Annotated in this window: 14 protein-coding genes; 10 read left to right on the top strand and 4 right to left on the bottom strand. The window is 56.3% G+C overall.

The features are described from left to right. Positions 1–735: 735 nt before the first annotated feature. Complete coding sequence (locus tag CIK92_RS00070) at positions 736–2,511, top strand: phosphoethanolamine transferase (protein WP_094387736.1); 1,776 nt, start codon at positions 736–738, stop codon at positions 2,509–2,511. A 167-nt stretch (positions 2,512–2,678) separates the two neighbouring features. On the opposite strand, the gene CIK92_RS00065 is transcribed toward CIK92_RS00070, so the two are convergent. The 4 genes from CIK92_RS00065 to CIK92_RS13595 form a co-directional block, all read right to left on the bottom strand. Next, positions 2,679–6,344 (bottom strand): choice-of-anchor J domain-containing protein, encoded by a 3,666-nt coding sequence (locus CIK92_RS00065; RefSeq protein ID WP_094387735.1) that lies wholly within the window; start codon positions 6,342–6,344, stop codon positions 2,679–2,681. 419 nt (positions 6,345–6,763) lie between these two features. Then, on the bottom strand, positions 6,764–7,951 hold the full coding sequence (locus CIK92_RS00060; protein ID WP_094387734.1) for a sugar transporter: 1,188 nt from the start codon (positions 7,949–7,951) through the stop codon (positions 6,764–6,766). Positions 7,952–8,474: 523 nt separating this feature from the next. Further along, positions 8,475–9,767 (bottom strand): GTP-binding protein, encoded by a 1,293-nt coding sequence (locus tag CIK92_RS00055; protein WP_094386909.1) that lies wholly within the window; start codon positions 9,765–9,767, stop codon positions 8,475–8,477. Then, positions 9,718–10,092, bottom strand: a complete 375-nt coding sequence (locus tag CIK92_RS13595; protein WP_158214688.1) for a hypothetical protein — start codon at positions 10,090–10,092, stop codon at positions 9,718–9,720. Before CIK92_RS13595 ends, CIK92_RS00055 begins: the two co-directional genes overlap by 50 nt. A gap of 25 nt (positions 10,093–10,117) precedes the next feature. On the opposite strand from CIK92_RS13595, the gene CIK92_RS00045 reads away from it, so the two are divergent. The 9 genes from CIK92_RS00045 (at position 10,118) to CIK92_RS00005 (ending at position 17,636) form a co-directional block, all read left to right on the top strand. Beyond that, positions 10,118–10,843 carry a Bax inhibitor-1/YccA family protein gene (locus CIK92_RS00045; RefSeq protein ID WP_094386911.1) on the top strand — a complete coding sequence of 242 codons (726 nt, stop codon included), beginning with the start codon at positions 10,118–10,120 and terminating at the stop codon, positions 10,841–10,843. A gap of 101 nt (positions 10,844–10,944) precedes the next feature. Continuing rightward, on the top strand, positions 10,945–11,601 hold the full coding sequence (locus CIK92_RS00040; RefSeq protein ID WP_094386912.1) for a DUF4923 family protein: 657 nt from the start codon (positions 10,945–10,947) through the stop codon (positions 11,599–11,601). A gap of 94 nt (positions 11,602–11,695) precedes the next feature. Then, the gene (menA, locus tag CIK92_RS00035; RefSeq protein WP_022311653.1) at positions 11,696–12,538 is read left to right on the top strand and encodes a 1,4-dihydroxy-2-naphthoate octaprenyltransferase; all 843 of its coding nucleotides are present in this window, start codon (positions 11,696–11,698) and stop codon (positions 12,536–12,538) included. A 336-nt stretch (positions 12,539–12,874) separates the two neighbouring features. After that, the gene (locus CIK92_RS00030) at positions 12,875–13,351 is read left to right on the top strand and encodes an arginine repressor (RefSeq protein ID WP_022311654.1); all 477 of its coding nucleotides are present in this window, start codon (positions 12,875–12,877) and stop codon (positions 13,349–13,351) included. 15 nt (positions 13,352–13,366) lie between these two features. Then, positions 13,367–13,975 carry a GNAT family N-acetyltransferase gene (locus CIK92_RS00025; protein WP_022311655.1) on the top strand — a complete coding sequence of 203 codons (609 nt, stop codon included), beginning with the start codon at positions 13,367–13,369 and terminating at the stop codon, positions 13,973–13,975. Between the two features lie 16 nt (positions 13,976–13,991). Beyond that, entirely contained in the window at positions 13,992–15,191 is a 1,200-nt protein-coding gene (locus CIK92_RS00020; RefSeq protein ID WP_094386914.1) for an argininosuccinate synthase, read from the top strand. A 110-nt stretch (positions 15,192–15,301) separates the two neighbouring features. After that, positions 15,302–15,493 (top strand): PspC domain-containing protein, encoded by a 192-nt coding sequence (locus tag CIK92_RS00015; protein ID WP_022311657.1) that lies wholly within the window; start codon positions 15,302–15,304, stop codon positions 15,491–15,493. Between the two features lie 4 nt (positions 15,494–15,497). Beyond that, the gene (gene argC / locus CIK92_RS00010) at positions 15,498–16,466 is read left to right on the top strand and encodes an N-acetyl-gamma-glutamyl-phosphate reductase (protein ID WP_094387733.1); all 969 of its coding nucleotides are present in this window, start codon (positions 15,498–15,500) and stop codon (positions 16,464–16,466) included. 27 nt (positions 16,467–16,493) lie between these two features. Further along, positions 16,494–17,636 carry an aspartate aminotransferase family protein gene (locus CIK92_RS00005; RefSeq protein WP_094387732.1) on the top strand — a complete coding sequence of 381 codons (1,143 nt, stop codon included), beginning with the start codon at positions 16,494–16,496 and terminating at the stop codon, positions 17,634–17,636. The last annotated feature ends 412 nt before the right edge of the window (positions 17,637–18,048 follow it).

Genomic DNA, 18,048 nt, shown 5'->3' with positions numbered 1-18,048 from the left:
TTATCTTAAATCTTTCAAAGAACTCTTTCTTCAGCGCTCAGGAGAAGTGTTTCATTCTCGAAAGCGGATGCAAAGGTATAGCTTTTTTCAACACAAACCAAACATTTCAACAAAAAAGTTGAAAATATTTTTCACCTATTGATTTATATCAACCGAAATGATGACCCTGGGGACTATATACATTATTATATATTATACCCATGAAGACTCCTTTCACATCATGACGATTTCCAGCCCGATTGCCAGATGCCTCCTGCTTCTTCCACATGGATAAGGTTGGAATGGGGCCACCTTTGTGGGAATTTTCGTTGGCGTTTTTCGTTGGAGTCTTTCGCTGACATGTTGGCAGGATGCGTATTTTTGGGGAATTTGCGGCGCGCATTAGATATTTGGAAGCATGAAACCGTAATTGCAAGTTCTGCTACCAGCAATTCAAACTTGGAAACGAAAGAAATGACCATCTTGGGGAAGTAACGCCAATCTGCCATCAAACAGGAATAAGTTGTCTTGTAAATTCTTTCCAACTCGTACCAGTATTTCTTTTGGTATCTTGCCCCCTACCCGCACTTGGACATAGTCCGCCATATCCCGAACACTCCCGGAAGCAATCTGCCCAAAGCCGAGACCCACATAAATTGAAATCCGATTGAATCCCGATGACCGAAAAAGTCAAATATCCATCGCAAATGATTGTCTATATGGCGAATTATCTTTACCTTTGCCGCCATAAGTATTATGAGTTTTATGTTATCACGCATCATCCATATCCTGAGCAAGCCGCTGACCGGAGGCAACCAGCTCTATTTTCTGCTGATGTACCTGCTGGGACTGACAGGTATCATCTGCGAGCCGTGGAACGGCAGCCGCTTCTGGATGAGTTTCGAACTGTTTTCCGACCTTTACCTCTTCTGCGCCCTGCTGCGACTGATGCCCGAAAGATACAGACACTGCCTGCGCCTCGCCACAGCCACATTCTTCTACCTGCTGTCTGCTGTAGACATGGCGTGCTACGTAAGACTGGGCATGCCCATCACCCCGATGCTGCTGCAGCTGGCACTGCAAAGCAATACCAGAGAGGCTGGCGAAGCGCTGTCGTCGTATCTCGACGCGGCAATGCTGTGGTCGCCATTAGGGCTGGTCATCATCCAGATGATGGCGGGCATGGCGCTGCTTGCCCGAGAGCAGACCATCATGGGCAAAGCCATGCGCACAGGGATATGGCGCAACCGACACATGATTTACGCCGCACAGACAGCCATTATCGTCATGTTTGCCATCGGGTTCATATCCAGTCTGGAGAACAAGGAGTATATGTATTGCCGCATCATCTGCCAGTATAGCGAACTGGAAACGCAGCAGCGGAAAGACTTCAGACAGAAGACCAATTACTATCTGCCCATATACCGCATGGCGTTTGCCGTCAGCGAGACCCACCGGCTGCGCGACGAGATAAGACTCTTTGAAGAGAGTCTGAACAAGGCGCGGATAGACTCGGTCACCCACCTCTCCCCACATATCATCCTGATTATCGGAGAAAGCTACAACCGCCACCACAGCCAACTCTACGGCTACGACAAGCCCACCACGCCCCGGCAGACGGCACGGAAGAACGCCGGCGAGCTCATCGTGTTTGGCGACATGACAAGTGCTTGGAATACCACCTGCGAGTCGCTCAAGGAGATGCTGTCCACCCAATGTGCAGGCCAACCGGGGACATGGGCATCAGCCCCACCCTTCCCGCTTCTGTTCAGGATGGCCGGCTACCACACCTCGTTCTTCAGCAACCAGTATATGGTGAAGCGCAGCGGATTCAGCGACTTCATCGAAGACGCCTTCTTCAACAATCCCCCCATCAGCCGACGCCTGTTTGACACGCGCAACGAGTCTACCCACGACTACGACATGGCGCTGACCGATGACTACAAGCGATGCCTGACGAGACATCCCTACACACTGGACATCTTCCACTTCTTAGGACTTCACGCCGACTTCAAGAAGCGTTATCCCGCCGACTTCGGCATCTTCGACGCCAAAGACTACGACCGCGCCGACCTCACGGAGCAACAGCGCGAGATACTTGCCCACTACGACAACGCCATCGTCTACAACGACATGGTCATCGACTCCATCCTGAAGCTCTACGAGGATGAAGACGCCATCGCCATATTCGTCGCCGACCACGGAGAGCGCATCTTCGACAACTCTACAGAATGGGGACGTAACCTTACATGGGACCGCAACGACATCAGACAGCAGTTTGACATCCCCTTCTGGATATGGGCGTCGCCGTCCTATCGCTCCAACCGCAAGCAGCAGTGGGAGCAGATACGCTCCTGCCGCAACAGACGGGGAATGACCGACACGATAGCGCAGCTACTGCTACACCTCGCCGGCATACACAGCCCCTGGTACTATCCCCAATACGACATACTGCACAACGACTACGACAACAGCCGCAAGCGCATCATCCGCGGCGAGCGCGACTACGACCGCATCATGCTCGCACCATGACTGGGGCAACGCATTGCCTGCCCTAAGACTTCCCCCATACACTCCTCCTAACGACAAACCCAGGACAGAGGCGCTGCATGCCTCTACCCTGGGTTTGTTGACGCAACTCCCTTACCTTTGGTGACCTCCAGTCCAGAGTTGCTTGAGATGAACAGCCTTCTGACGGCTTATCTTACTACCACTTTCTTACCATTCTTGATGTAGACGCCACGCTGGAGACGAGCGTTGGCATCTTGCTTGACGCCGTCGAGCGAATAGACGCCCTGGGGTGTATCGACCGTGGTTTCGATGATGTCGATACCGGTAGGCATTGAGACTACAGCCTCAACGGGAGCCGACTCGGAACCGTCGCCATAACGTGCCGTAACCTGGTAGACATGGTCGGCGCCGTCGCACTGAGCCTCACGGTCCTCACTTGCCGTGGTGGCAGCCGTAGCCAGTGGCTTGCCGTCGCGGTAGATGACATACTCCACAAACGTGCAGCCCTTGGAGGCGAAGGTAGCATCATCGACCAGGAAGAGGTATGGCGCCGAAGAGTATCCGATGCCCGATGGGCTCACCTCGAGCTTGGTATTGTGACGGATGGCGAAGTAGCGCGCGCCCTCAGGCAACTCGAAGCTCACCTCATCCCACTTGCTGTTGCTTACAGTCTTCTCTGCCACGAGCCGGAACTGGTCGTGCGCCGCTGTAGTCGTACTATAGAGCACCTGGTAGGTCTCCGGGTTGGAGGCACTGATGTTGTTGACTCTGAACATGACGGTCTGATCCTTGCCCGTGAGCTCCGGACTAATCATCCAGTTGTCGGCTGCCAGCGGAGTAAGCTCGCCCGTCGCCTTGCGATTATAGCTGTACACCGAGGCCATAGCGTTGCTTCCGCTATAAGGCTTTGCCGTGGGATTTGCCACCGTGATGTCCTCGCCGCCATAGTTGGCAGGCGTCCATACGATATAGGCAAACGGCGTCTTTTCATTGTCATAGTAAAGACCTTGGTCGTCGAAGTAACCATAGGTGGCTCCCTTGTCGCCGTCATGGAAACTCCAGTCGCCGGCGTTGTCTACGCTCCATGAGTTGTAGTCCTCAAAGTCATCGGTCATGCGGTCTACCTTAGCCACGGCAGTCCACGACAGCGACACCTTGCCCTGTGCGTCCACCAGAGCCTTGAGCCCGGTCGGAGCAGGCTGATGCGCATCGACAGCCGTCAGTTCCACGCTACCATCTGCGGTGACGGCATCCTTGCCCTCACCCGCCTTGAGCGTAGCGGTCAGCGTGACGGCGTTGCCCTTGACGAGCACACTCGGCGTATAGGCGATGTCATACGTGGCAGTCTGCATCAGCGCCAGCGACTCGCCCCCGACGGTCTTCACCTCGGTGTCGCCCGCGGTGAGTGTCAGCGTATAAGCTCCTATGGCGTTGCCGTAATTGGTCACAGCCACCTTGACCGTGCCCGCTTTGCCCTTGCGCATCTTGGCAGGAGCCGACACGCTTACGGTGATACTCGTCGGCGTCTCGTCGGCCACCACGAAGTTGTCGATATACAGATGCTGGTTCCTGTAGCTGCGCTTCGACTGGTCGAAAGCCACACCCACGCGTATCCACTTCTGACCCTTGTAGGCACTCAGGTCATAAGAGCGCGACACCCATTTGCCTGCATCGGCATAACCATCAAGGCTCTCGGTGGCGAGATACTCTCTGGTGCCGTCGGCCTTGATGACCAGCGGACGCACACTACCCTCCTTCGAGTCGGTCTTCTGACTATACATGAACATCGGTTTCTCTGCCGTGCCCAGAGTTATCTTTCCTGATACCAGAGCGACCACGTCCTCATAATAAGTCTTAATGTCGGCACAGCCGCCGTCACCGTTGGCGTCTTCGTCGGTAGAGTAAGACACACCGGCATACTGGTTCTGATATCCCCAGCCTTCTCCTTCGGCAGCCCAGAAGCCATAGGCATTGCCCGCCTTGGCAAAGGTCTCCTTGAGGGGCAGCGTGTAGGGAGCGCCCACCACGAGAGGCGCCGCGAAGCTATAGCCGCTTACGCCGGTGGCGTTGCTTGCCGACACAGCGAGCTGCAGCAACTGCTGGTCGCCGCTGTTGACGTCGACAGCCACAGGCACCTCGGTAGCACCCGTTGTCGTAGCTACCATGCGACTTGCCGTGGCGGCATCCTTCATCTCATAGAGATTGTATTTCACCTTGTCGGCGAAGAACACTCCGCCGTGCTCGGCCTTGGAGGATTCCCATGCCACCTTGAGGTTCTTGCCCACCGGTTCGGCGGTAACTCCGGCAGGAGCCGTGGGGCCGTCGAGACCTATCCAGCCGCTCACCACAGTCTTCTCGCCATTGCCGTCGGCGTTGTAGGGTATCAGCGTATAGGTGTGGTTGGCAGGCTTGGTGCCCGCATTCTCGATGGTGTAGGTAGCGGTCTTGCCCACCTGCACACTGGTGATATCTGCCAGTTCGGCGTCGGCCTCCATCACCTTCACGCCGCTGAGCTTGGTCAGCGCACTGCCGTCGGTGGCCTTGTCGGGAGCCTTGAAACTCAGGGTTGCCTTGACTGCGCCCGTAGCATCGGGAGTGAGCACCACCTCGGTCACAGCGGCAGGAGGCAGCGCGCCCTGCTTCTTCACCGAGATGTCGTCGAGGTAGAGTATCATGTTGTCGGCATCGCTCACGGCATGGAAACCGATATAGTAGTCGCCGTCGGCAGCTGGGGTCAGCGTCTGCGTGTATTCCTGATATTCGGTATTGCTGATATCGGTCCTTGCCATCAGCGTCTGGGTCATGCCCGCAGCCGTGGCGGCGGTGCCGTATTTCACCTCTAAGCGCTCAGGCGTCCTCGCCCAATGCGCGCGTACCTTATATTTAACTATATACGTATCGCCACCGGTCAACTTGAGCACGGGAGTAATGAGCCAGTCGTCGGCATCGTGGTCTTCATCACAGCCGTAGCCCGCACAGTGGTCGGGGAAATCGGGTCCGTAAGGACTGTCGCCACTCTTGAAGAGGTAGTTCCACACTCCCCAGTCGAGATAACTTGATTGTGCGCGGTCGCCATTGCTGTCGACGACGGTAAACTGGTTGAAATCTGCCTCCTTGTCAAAGTTGCACTCCCAGCCTTTGCAAGTATCCGCCGACTTCTTCACCGAGATGTCGTCGAGATAGAGTATCATGTTGTCGGCATCGCTCACAGCGTGAAAACCTATATAATAGGTGCCGTCGGCCACGGGAGTGAGCTCCTGGCTGTACTCTATATACTCGGCATTGGTAATGTCTGTTCTTGCCATCAGCGTCTGGGTCATACCCGCAGCCGTGGCGGCGGTGCCATACTTCACCTCCAAGCGCTCAGGCATCGCCGAGCGGTGCGCGCGCACCTTGTATGTCACCTTGTAAGTATTGCCTGCCTTCAGTGCCAGCGCCGGCGTGATGAGCCAGTCGTCGGCATCGTGGTCTTCGTCACTGGTGTAGCCCGCACAGTGGTCAGGGTAATCAGGGCCATAGGGGCCTTCACCTGTCTTGAAGAGATAGTTCCATGTGCCCCAGTCAAAATAACTCGACGAAAAACGGTCATTGTTGCTGTCGATGACGGTAAACTGGCTGAAATCAGCCTCCTTGTCAAACTTGCACTCCCAGTCGGGCGTAATCGGCAGGGTCGCAGCCTTCTGCACGACCGTCCCCTCGCCTCCCCGAGCCTTGGCCACACGGACAAATCTCTCCGATGGCGCCATCTTGGCAGCCTTGCGTGTCGTGGTGCGTTTGACAACAGCCTCCTGTGCCTGCGCCGTTACCAAGGCGAGGCACACCGCCAGAGCGGTGATAAAGTAGCTTTTTCTCATAAGCGTTGTTTTGTTGATTAGTAAAACAATTTGCGGTGTTCTTATCCGCTTGCGCAAACGCAGCAATTACTCAGGCGTAGCGTACTTTGCTTTAGACAGATTCTCCAACCACATTTCTCGTCACAAATATAGAAAAAGATGCGGTTACAACAGCCCTCCTTGCCAATAATCTGCAACCAAATATCAAAAATATAAGTTATTTGCGTGTTTTTCTTCGTTTTTGTGACTTTTATCAATACTTTTCTATGGTTTTATCACCATTTCTATGATTTTGCTTACGAATTATAATTCCGCAGCGACTCACTCTACCCGCCTGGCCATCCTCTCGGCTCTGACGGGGCTGTCCCCGGAGACTGGGTATAGGCTCAGCAGCCTCAACCCAGCCCGCTGCAGCCTCAACCCAGCCATCTGCAGCGCCATTACTGCAGTGCCGCCTCCCGACGCCGCATATTCGGGAAGAACCGCAGCACCAGATAGAGCGTGGCTACGAGTCCTATCAGCGCACCGGCATACCCTATGCCGCAGAGCGAGGTATGGTCTACGACCACGCCACCAAGATAGGCGCCACAGCCGATGCCCAGATTGAAGATACCCGAGAAGATAGACATGGCAATCGACGTCGCCTCCTTGGGCGCAAAGCGGATGGTGTTGTCCTGGCAGGCTATGTTGAACGCCGTGGCCATGGCGCCCCACACGATGCACACGCCGAAGATGGCTATGATATCCATGGCAGCCGCCTGCATCAACAGCAGACACAGCGCCGGGCCCAGCGTGACCACAGCCATGAACCTCCGTCTGCCCGACATATAATACTTGGAGAATGCGATGCTGCCCAGCATGCCCGAGGCGCCAAAGACGATGAGCACCATCGTCACCACGTCGGGCGACAGGCCTGCCACCTGACCCAGGAAGGGCTCGATGTAGCTGTAGCCCGTATAGTGAGTGGTGGCAAAGAGCAGCGCCAGCACAAAGAGGCCCAGCAGCACGCGATTGTGGAGCAACGCCGGAATCTTGGCAAACGAGAACTTGCCGCGGCTCTGCAACCGGGGAAATACGGCGGCGATGAAGACGAATATCAGAGCCGAGATGACGGCGATACTCAGAAACGTCATGCGCCAGCCCACGTACAGTCCCACCACGCGGCCTATGGGCAGACCTACGACCATAGCCACCGACGACCCCGTGGCCATCGTGCTCAGTCCCAGTGCGCTTCGGCCGTCGGGCACCGTGCGGACAGCCAGCGGAGGGGCTATCGACCAGAATATCGAATGGGCACACGCCACACCAATGCGCGAGAGCATCAGCGTGTAATAGCCCTCGGCGAGCGCCGATGCCACATGGCTCACCACAAAGAGGGCGATGATGGCGAGCAGCAGCCGCTTGAGCTCCACCGTAGACACCATCACCATGAGGGGCAGCGACATGAGCGCCACCACCCACGCATAGACCGACACCAGCAGTCCTGCCCGCACCTCGCTGATGTGCAGGTCGGCGGCAATGTCGCTGAGCAGACCTATGGGCATAAACTCTGATGTATTGAACACAAAGACGGCGAAGGTCAACCCCACCAGGGGCAACCACCGGGCTATCGTTTTCTCCTTGGGCATGATATATATTAAATAGGTGTTATCCTTTGCGGCTGCAAAATTACAAAAAGGCGGCCAATCCATCATTTCCCGCACGAAGTTTCATAGCATTGTCGCGCCAATTATTGACATACCGCAAGCCGGAGGCACCCGCAGCGACACAGAGGGGGCTGCGGCTGGCTCGTAACATAAGTCACGAAGCCGCGTAACATAAGGTACGAGAGCACGTATCATAAGGCACGTGAGCTCGTGCCTTATGATACGAGCCGATGGAGGTCATCTCGGCGATTGCGAAGGTCATCTCGGCGATTGTGAAGGTCATCACGGCTGACGTGGAGGTCATCACCCTGTAGACAGATATAGACGCAGCGAGCCCCACCCTATCTGTTCCCGGCATGGGAACGGTGTAGGGCGGGGCTCGGTGTATTGGGGGGATGGCGAGGACTGTCGGTGCAACTGCGAGGATAGCCTGCGCTTTGGCGGGGATGGTTGGCGCTGTGGCGGAGATCGTTGGCGCTGTGGCGGAGACAGTCAGTGCTATCTCTTAGTCAGCCAGGCACTTGTCGAGGCGGGCGATGATGGAGCGCTTATCCATCTTCTGACCGATGAAGACGAGCTTCTGCATGCGGTCGCCATACTGCTCGTCCCAGTCGCGGCGCAGCCCAGGCTCGCGATCCATCAGTTCGCTCAGCTGGTCTTCGGGCATGGTGGCATACCACTGTCCGGCATTCTTGAGACCCATCTGGCGGCCTGCCTGCTCGAAGAGGTAGCACACGTCGGGCTCGTCGGCAAACCAGCACATGCCCTTGCAGCGGATGACGCCCTTGGGCCAGAAGCGGGCGACAAACTCGTCGAAGCGCGCAAGGTCGAGCGGACGGCGGCGGTAATAGACAAAGGTGCCTATACCGTACTCCTCGACCTCGCCATGCTCATGGTCGTGATGGTGGTGATGGCAGTGGCCGTGGTCGTCGTGGTCATGATGGTCGTGGTCACAGTGCTCGTGCTCGTCATCATGATGATGCTCATCGTGGTCGTGGTGCTCGTGCTCGTCATCGTGATGATGGTGCTCCTCCTCTGCCTCTTCGTCATCGTCGGGCTCACCGTGGTGGTGCTCTATCTGGTCTATCCACGCGGCAGAGGTCGCTACGTCGTCGAAATTGAAGCGGCGGGTGTCGAGGATGCGCTCAAGCTCGATGTCGCCATAGTCGCAAGGTATGATTTCGGCCTTGGGCTGGATGGCGCGGATAATCTGGGTGACATGGTCGAGCTCCGAGGGAGTCACCTCTGAAGCCTTGTTGAGCAGGATGATATTGCAGAACTCGAGCTGCTGGATGACGAGGTTCTCGAGGTCGTCTTCTTCGAGATTACCACGCTGCAGATTGTCGCCATTGCCAAACTCGTCTTTCATGCGCAGGGCGTCGACCACCGTCACGATGCAGTCGAGCCGGGCTATGCCACCCTTGATATACTGCGGTCCCATCGAGGGGATGGAGCAGATGGTCTGTGCGATTGGGGCGGGCTCGCAGATGCCGCTTGCCTCGATGACGATGTAGTCGAAGCGCCCCATCTCTATGATTTCGCGTATCTGCTCGACCAGGTCCATCTTGAGCGTGCAGCAGATGCAGCCATTCTGCAGAGCCACGAGGCTGTCGTCCTTCTTGTTGACCACTCCGCCCTGCTGTATGAGGTCGGCGTCGATGTTTACCTCACCGATATCGTTGACGATGACGGCAAACTTGATGCCCTTCTTATTGGCGAGAATTTTGTTGACCAATGTGGTCTTGCCGCTACCAAGATAGCCCGTGAGCAGCAGAACGGGTATTTGCTTTATACTCATAATATATATATGTATAGTTGGTGTCTCTACGGGCAGAGGGTGCAAAATTGATACCAAACCGGGCTTTCGGCGCCGCTTTTTTTGACATTCCGCTCTCTGCGCCATGCTCCCGCCTTGCGGGGATGGCTGCGAGGGCTGGCGCGAGGGCCGAGGAGGACAGCACGACAATCGCCGAAACCGACAAAAGCCCCTTGGCAGTAGGCGCGACTTTCGTAATAAATGATAAAAATAAGGGCGGGGTCGCAAATAATAACAAAAAAAGTAGTGCAGACGAATAAATCTTCTTATATTTGCAATGTGGTGGCATGCTCTTTGCAGTCACCATAGTATAAACCATAAAACAGACGATTATGAACATTAACGATTTAGAAGAAAAGATCAGACAGAGTGAGAGCATGTCACTCTCGGCAGCGTTCCCGATACTGATGCGCAAGGTATACCTATGGATGGCGATGGCGCTTGCCATCAGCGGCCTCACCGCCTACAGCGTAGCGATGTCGCCAGGACTGATACAGCTGATATACAGCAGCCAGCTGGGCATATGGGCCATCATCATCGCCGAACTGGTGCTGGTATGGAAGATATCCAACAGCGTGAACAAGGAAAACCGCTCTCTGGCAACCACCACACTGATGTTTATCATCTTCTCGGCACTCAACGGACTTACCCTCTCATCCATCTTCGTACTCTTTGCCCCCGCAGCCATCATCAAGACCTTTGCCGTCACCGCCGGCACATTCGGCGTCATGGCAGCCTACGGCTACTTTACCAGCCGTGACCTGACCAAGATAGGCGGACTGCTCTTCATGGCGCTGATAGGCGTCATCATCGCCAGCGTGGTCAACATGTTCCTGCACAGTTCGGGTCTGGACCTGGTGGTAAGCATCATCGGCGTGCTGGTCTTCGTGGGCCTCACCGCATGGGACAGCCAGCAAATCAAGATGAGCCTTGCCATGGCTCCCGACTTGGGAGAGACCAGCCAGAAGTTGGCAGTGACAGGCGCGCTGAGCCTCTACCTCGACTTTGTCAACCTGTTCCTCTACCTGCTGCGCTTCTTCGGCGGCAACCGCGACTGATGCGAGGATAGGCTTCATCGTGAAAATACAGGCCAAGGATATTAAACCTTGGCCTTTTTATTGCGTCAGAGACATAGATTATCGTTATAATTTTAGAGAAAATGAACAAATCAAAAATCATTGCCGTCCTGGCATGCGGCGTCATGCTCAGCAGCTGCGGCACTTCAGGTAACACCAACACACAGACCAACACCCAGACCAACAGTCACCAGAGCGTGCTGGGGTCTATCATCAGCGCTGCCACCAACGGACAGACGCTGGGCAACACCATCAAGAGCATCTTGGGTACCGACAAGCCCCGCGAGCGCGACCTCATCGGCACATGGCACTACAGACAGCCCGGCGTGGCATTCACCACCGAAAATCTGCTCGCCAAGGCTGGAGGCGAGACCATCGCCACCGAAATCAAGGAGAAACTGAGCAATACCTACACCAAGGTGGGCATCAACAGCCAGAACACCTATCTCACCATCAACAGCGACAAGACCTTCAGCGGCAAGATAGACGGCAAGCCCATCAGCGGCCAGTGGTCCTACACACAGGAAGACCAGAAGCTGGTGCTTAAGACCCTGCTCTTCAGCCTCAACGTATATGCCAAGAAGACCACGGGCGGCATGAGCTTCCTGATGGAGTCGAAGAAGTTGCTCAACCTCTTCCAGACCCTTGCAGCGATGAGCGGCAACAGCACCCTGCAGACCATGGGCGATCTGAGCAAGAACTACGACGGTGTGCGCATCGGTCTGGACACCCACAAGTAATACAGCTATGTAGACTACCACGACTATAACCACACCCATCTCCCACAGAGAGGCGGTGTGGCTTTTTGTTTTATCACACACAACGACTATGACTATGATGAAGACTATAGGACTCTGGTTCAGGATAGTGCGCCCGCAGACACTTGCTGCCTCGCTCTGTCCGGTCATGGCGGCGCTGATAGCCATGCCGTCGCCCGTCACCTCGGCCACCGTGGCTGCGGTGACCATCGTCTGCGCGCTGGCGCTGCAGATACTGTCCAACCTTATCAACGACTACTACGACTTCGTGCGGGGTACCGACCAGAAAGGCCGTGCCGGCTTCAAGCGCGCGCTGGCTGAAGGTGAGGTGAGCAAGCGGCAGATGCAGTGGGCCTGCCTTACGGCACTGGCGGTAAGCGTGGGTTGCGGTCTCTTCCTGGTCGTCCACGGCGGTTGGGTAATCCTCGCCATCGGCGTCTCGGCCCTGCTCTTCGCCTGGCTCTATACTGCCACGAGCCACTCGCTGTCGTATCTGGGCGTGGCAGACATATTCGTATTTCTCTACTACGGCGTGATAGCCTCGTCAGGCACATACTATCTGCAGACGGGGCAGTTTGCGTGGTCGGTATGGTGTGCTGGAGGCGTGAGCGGACTCATCTCGATGTGTGTGCTGCTCATCAACAATCTGCGCGACATGGACAGCGACCGACTCGTGGGCAAGCGCACTTTCCCCGTGAGGTTCGGGCGCCGCGCAGCCCTGTGCCTGATGGGCACCGTGGTGGCTCTGATGCCCGTGCTCGCCTATCTGGCTCTGGGCTGGAGCCTCGCCATGCTGGTGGTCGTCCCTGCCGCAGCCCTCTTCGCCGCCACCCTCCGCGCCAAGGGCGCCACCTACAACAAGCTGCTGATGGCTGCCGGCATCATCAATATAATATATGTAGTGCTGATGGCGGTATAACGACAAGGAAGCGGTGGGGAACGAGGCAATATACATCATTTACTGTATATTGCACAACTTTGCGCAAGCCTGGCGACCCACCCATCGCCCATCGCCGCAGCCCACGCCCCCCGTCATCACCACCAAGCAAACCATCTGATTTACCAACACTTACGTCCCTTACCACCCGCATCGCATCCGTCAATGCCTACAGCCCGACGGTCATGAATGGGAGTGTGTATATAATGCAAATTATTGTATAAATATACAGCACAGGCGTATTTTTATACATTTTTCTTTGGCGAATATGCATCTTTTGTGTAATTTTGCACCCGTAAATGTATAAATATACACATCATGAAAGGAAAGAAAGACCGTATCGAGGCTCTCAAGATGCTCATCTCCAGCAAGGAGTTCTGCAGCCAGGAAGACATCCTCACCGAACTGATTAGAGAGGGCTTCGAGGTGACCCAAGCCACGCTGAGCCGCGACATGAAACTGCTCAAGATAGCCAAGGCATCGAGCATGAACGGCAAGTATGTCTACGTATTGCCCAACGAGACCATGTACAAGCGCGTCACCCGTCCCAAGACCGCCAAGCAGATGCTCCAGGCGCCTGGTTTCGTGTCGATACAATACTCCAACAACATCGCCGTCATCAAGACACGGCCTGGCTACGCCAGCGCGATAGCCTACAACATAGACAACAGTAACATCATAGAGATATTGGGAACCATTGCCGGCGACGACACCATCGTCACCATCCTCGCCGAGGGCGCCGACCGCGGCAGGCTGGAGCGCAAGCTGATGCAGGTAATCCCCAATCTGATATAAACCAAGAAGAGAAGAATGGAAGAAATCAAGGTAATGGTGGCCGACGCCTCGCACGAGAAATACGTGGACACCATCTTACAGACCATTGCCGACGCCGCCAAGGTAAGAGGAACGGGCATCGCCAAGCGTACGCACGAGTATCTTACCACCAAGATGAAGGAGGCCAAAGCCGTCATAGCCCTCTCGGGCGACCGCTTTGCCGGCTTCAGTTATATAGAGACATGGGGCAACAAGCAGTATGTGACCACGTCGGGACTGATAGTACACCCCGACTTCCGCAAGCACGGCGTGGCCAAGCGCATCAAGGACCTCACCTTCACCCTCGCCCGCACCCGCTGGCCCCACGCCAAGATATTCAGCCTTACGAGCGGAGCCGCCGTGATGACGATGAACACGCAGTTGGGCTACCAGCCTGTGACCTTTGCCGACCTCACCGACGACGAAGCCTTCTGGCGCGGATGCGAAGGCTGCATCAACGTAGACGTGCTCAAGCGCACCGGGCGCAAATACTGCATCTGCACCGCCATGCTCTACGACCCCGAGGAGCACCTGCCCGCCAAGCTGCCGCAGGAGGTAATCGAGAGAATCAACAAGATAGACAAGAGAAACCAAGAACAGAACTAATAAAACACCAATCATTATGAGCAAGAAGAAAGTAGTAGTAGCCTTTTCGGGCGGTCTCGACACCTCGTACACCGTCATGAAACTTACTGAAGAAGGTTATGACGTGTATGCCGCCTGTGCCAACACCGGCGGATTCAGTGCCGCACAGCTCAAGGAGAATGAAGCCAACGCCTACAAGTTGGGCGCTGTAAAATATGTGACCCTCGACGTGACCCAGGAGTACTACGAGAAGAGTCTGAAGTACATGATTTACGGCAACGTGATGCGCAACAACTGCTACCCCATCAGCGTATCGTCGGAGCGCATCTTCCAGGCCATCGCCATAGCCCGCTACGCCAACGAGATAGGTGCCCACGCCATAGCCCACGGCTCTACCGGCGCCGGCAACGACCAGATACGCTTCGACATGACCTTCCTCGTCATGGCACCGGGCGTGGAGATTATCACCCTGACCCGCGACAAGGCGCTCTCACGCCAAGAGGAGGTGGACTACCTCAACGCCCACGGCTACTATGCCGACTTCACCAAGCTCAAGTACTCTTACAACGTGGGTATATGGGGAACCAGCATCTGCGGAGGTGAACTGCTCGACTCTGCACAGGGCTTGCCCGAAGAGGCGTTTCTCAAGCACGTGACCCGCACCGACGAGAGCGAACTGAAGATAACCTTCGAGAAGGGCGAGATAGCCGCCGTCAACGGCGAGAAGTTTGACGACAAGATTGCCGCCATCCAGAAGATTGAGGAGATAGGCGCCGCCTACGCCATAGGCCGCGACTTCAACGTGGGCGACACCATCATCGGCATCAAGGGTCGTGTGGGCTTTGAGGCAGCCGCCCCCAAGCTCATCATCGAGGCCCACCGACTGCTGGAGAAGTACACGCTGAGCAAGTGGCAGCAGTACTGGAAGGAGCAGGTGGCCAACTGGTATGGCATGTTCCTCCACGAGAGCCAGTACCTGGAGCCCGTAATGCCCGACATCGAGGCCATGCTCACCTCTTCGCAGCGCCACGTCAACGGCACCGCCATCCTCAAGCTGCGTCCATTGGGATTTGAGACCGTGGGCGTGGACTCACCCGACGACCTGCTCAAGAGCAAACTCGGCGAGTATGGCGAGATGCAGCACGGATGGACCGCCGACGACGCCAAGGGCTTCATCAAGGTCACCTCGACGCCGCTGCGTGTCTTCTACGGCATCCACCCCGACGAGAAACGATAGCTCTGAACGGGCTGCAAGCTCCACAGAGAACAAGAAAAAGGCCAATGGCTGCAACCATTGTTGTACCCAATCCGTCTATAATGATACAAACCATCTAAACAGACATGACAATGAACAACAAGAAACTGGAAAGAAGCAACAACCGCATGATTGCGGGCGTATGTGCAGGACTTGCCGAATTTTTCGGCATCGACCCTACCGCCATGAGAGTGGCCTACACGCTGCTCACCGTCTTCACCTGCTTCAGCGGAGTATTGGCCTATATCATCATGTGGATTATCATTCCACCCAAAGCCAATTAGCAACATGATAAGAATAGGAATACTGGGAGGAGCCGGCTATACCGCCGGCGAACTCATCCGTCTGCTCATCAACCACCCCGACGCCGATCTGGTCTTTGTCAACAGCAGCAGCAATGCCGGCAATCTGCTCACCGATGTCCATGAGGGACTCTACGGTGAGACCTCCATGCGCTTCACCGACGCGATGCCCTTCGACGAGGTCGACGTGGTGTTCTTCTGCTTCGGCCACGGCAAGAGCCAAGCCTTCCTGCAGGAGCATACCATCCCCGACCATGTGCGAATCATCGACCTGGCGCAAGACTTCCGTATCGCCGCGCCCGACCACGACTATGTCTATGGTCTGCCTGAGCTCAACCGCGAAGCCATCACCACCGCGCGCCATATCGCCAACCCCGGCTGCTTTGCCACGTGCATCCAGCTGGGTCTGCTGCCTGCCGCCAAGATGGGCCTCATCACCAGCGACGTGAGCGTCAATGCCATCACCGGCTCTACCGGTGCCGGCCAGAAGCCCACAGCCACCACCCACTTCTCCTGGCGCAACAACAACCTGAGTATATACAAGGCGTTCAGCCACCAGCATATCGCCGAGATACGCCAGAGCCTCGCCCAGGCACAGGGCCATCTCGAGGCTGCCATCGACTTCATCCCCTACCGCGGCGACTTCGCCCGTGGCATCTTTGCCACCGAGGTGGTGCACACCGATGCCGACATCGAGACCATCGAGGCTGCCTACCGCGACTTCTACCGCGATGCCGCCTTCACTCACTATGTAGACAAGGCGATAGACCTGAAGCAGGTGGTCAATACCAACAAGGCGCTTGTACACTGCGACAAGTATGGCGACAAGCTGCTCATCACCTGCTGCATCGACAATCTGCTCAAGGGTGCCGTGGGACAGGCGGTGCAGAACATGAACCTCATGTTCGGGCTCGACGAGCGCACCGGACTGCGGCTGAAGCCCTCTGCATTCTGATTATACCTTATTATATATATAGCGACTATGAATCTGTTTGATGTATATTCCCTCTCGGACGTGAACATCGTCAAAGGCCGTGGCTGTCATGTCTGGGACGACAAGGGACAGCAATATCTCGACCTCTATGGTGGCCATGCCGTCATCAGCATCGGCCACTGCCACCCACACTACGTGGAGATGATGACAGCCCAGCTCAACAGGCTGGGGTTCTACAGCAACTCGGTCATCAACCGACTGCAGGAGCAACTCGCCGAGCGTCTCGGCAAAGCCTGCGGGAATGACGACTACAGCCTCTTCCTGGTCAACTCGGGCGCCGAAGCCAATGAGAACGCGCTCAAGCTGGCATCGTTCAAGACCGGACGCACCCGCGTGCTCGCTGCCGGCAAGGCCTTCCACGGCCGCACCTCGCTCGCCGTCGAGGTGACCGACATCGCCAAATACAATGCCCCCATCAATGCCAACGGACATACCACCTTCCTGCCCCTCAACGACCTGGAGGCATGGGAAACCGAACTCGCCAAGGGCGACGTGGCTGCCTGCATCATCGAGTGCATCCAGGGCGTGGGCGGACTGAATATGGCTACAGCCGAGTTTGCCCAGGGTCTGCTCGAGGCTTGCCACCGCCACGGCACCATCCTCATCTGCGACGAGATACAGTGTGGCTACGGCCGCAGCGGTAAGTTCTTTGCCCACCAGTGGCTCGGCATACGCCCCGACCTCATCACCGTGGCCAAGGGCATAGGCAACGGCTTCCCCATGTCGGGCGTGCTCATCGCGCCGAGCTTCGAGGCGGTGAAGGGCCAGCTCGGCACCACCTTCGGAGGCAACCACCTGGCATGTACCGCCGCCCTGGCTGTGCTCGACGTCTTCGAGCAGGAGCATCTGGTGGACAATGCCCATGAGGTGGGCGAATATCTGCTCGCCAGACTGCGCGAGCTGCAGCAGGAGTCGCAGCATATCGTCGAGGTGCGTGGCCGCGGACTCATGGCGGGTGCCGTGCTCGACATCCCCCATAGCGAGGTGCGCTCGCGACTCGTGCACGAAGAGCATTGCTTTACCGGTTGCGCCGGCACCAATATCCTACGCATCCTCCCTCCGCTATGCCTCACCCGTGCCGAGGTCGACGACTTCATCGGTCGCCTCGGACGCACACTTGCCAAGTTATAACGATAGCCATCATCGGGGCTGGCGCCATGGGGCGGCAGTCTGGCTGAGGGTCTGCTCAGCCTAAAAGCCCCTCCCCCCAGCCCAGGGTTGAGGGCGAAGACCGCTACCTTGGGTGCAAGTACGACCATTATAGCAACGCTGTAAGTGTTGCGATTAGCCGCAGGCGTTACCCGCACCAGGACAATGGGCGGAACTATATAGGACGGTATTATCAGGTTGAGTATAACGCCTTCGGCTAAACGCAACTCCTACAGAGTTGCCAGGGGAAGCCCCATCCCAACCTTCCCCAAGGGGAAGGAGTTCCACCAAAGGCCCATCCAAAACACCACAAGCCCCATCCCAACCTTCCCCAAGGGGAAAAAACGTCAGCAAACCGCCTCAAACACAGCAGGAATGAACTCCCGCCCCTTGG

The organism is Prevotella sp. P4-67, assembly GCF_002251325.1.
GTDB lineage: Bacteria > Bacteroidota > Bacteroidia > Bacteroidales > Bacteroidaceae > Prevotella.
Note: the sequence above shows the minus strand (reverse complement) of the source record. Positions and strands in the feature narration are given on the sequence as shown.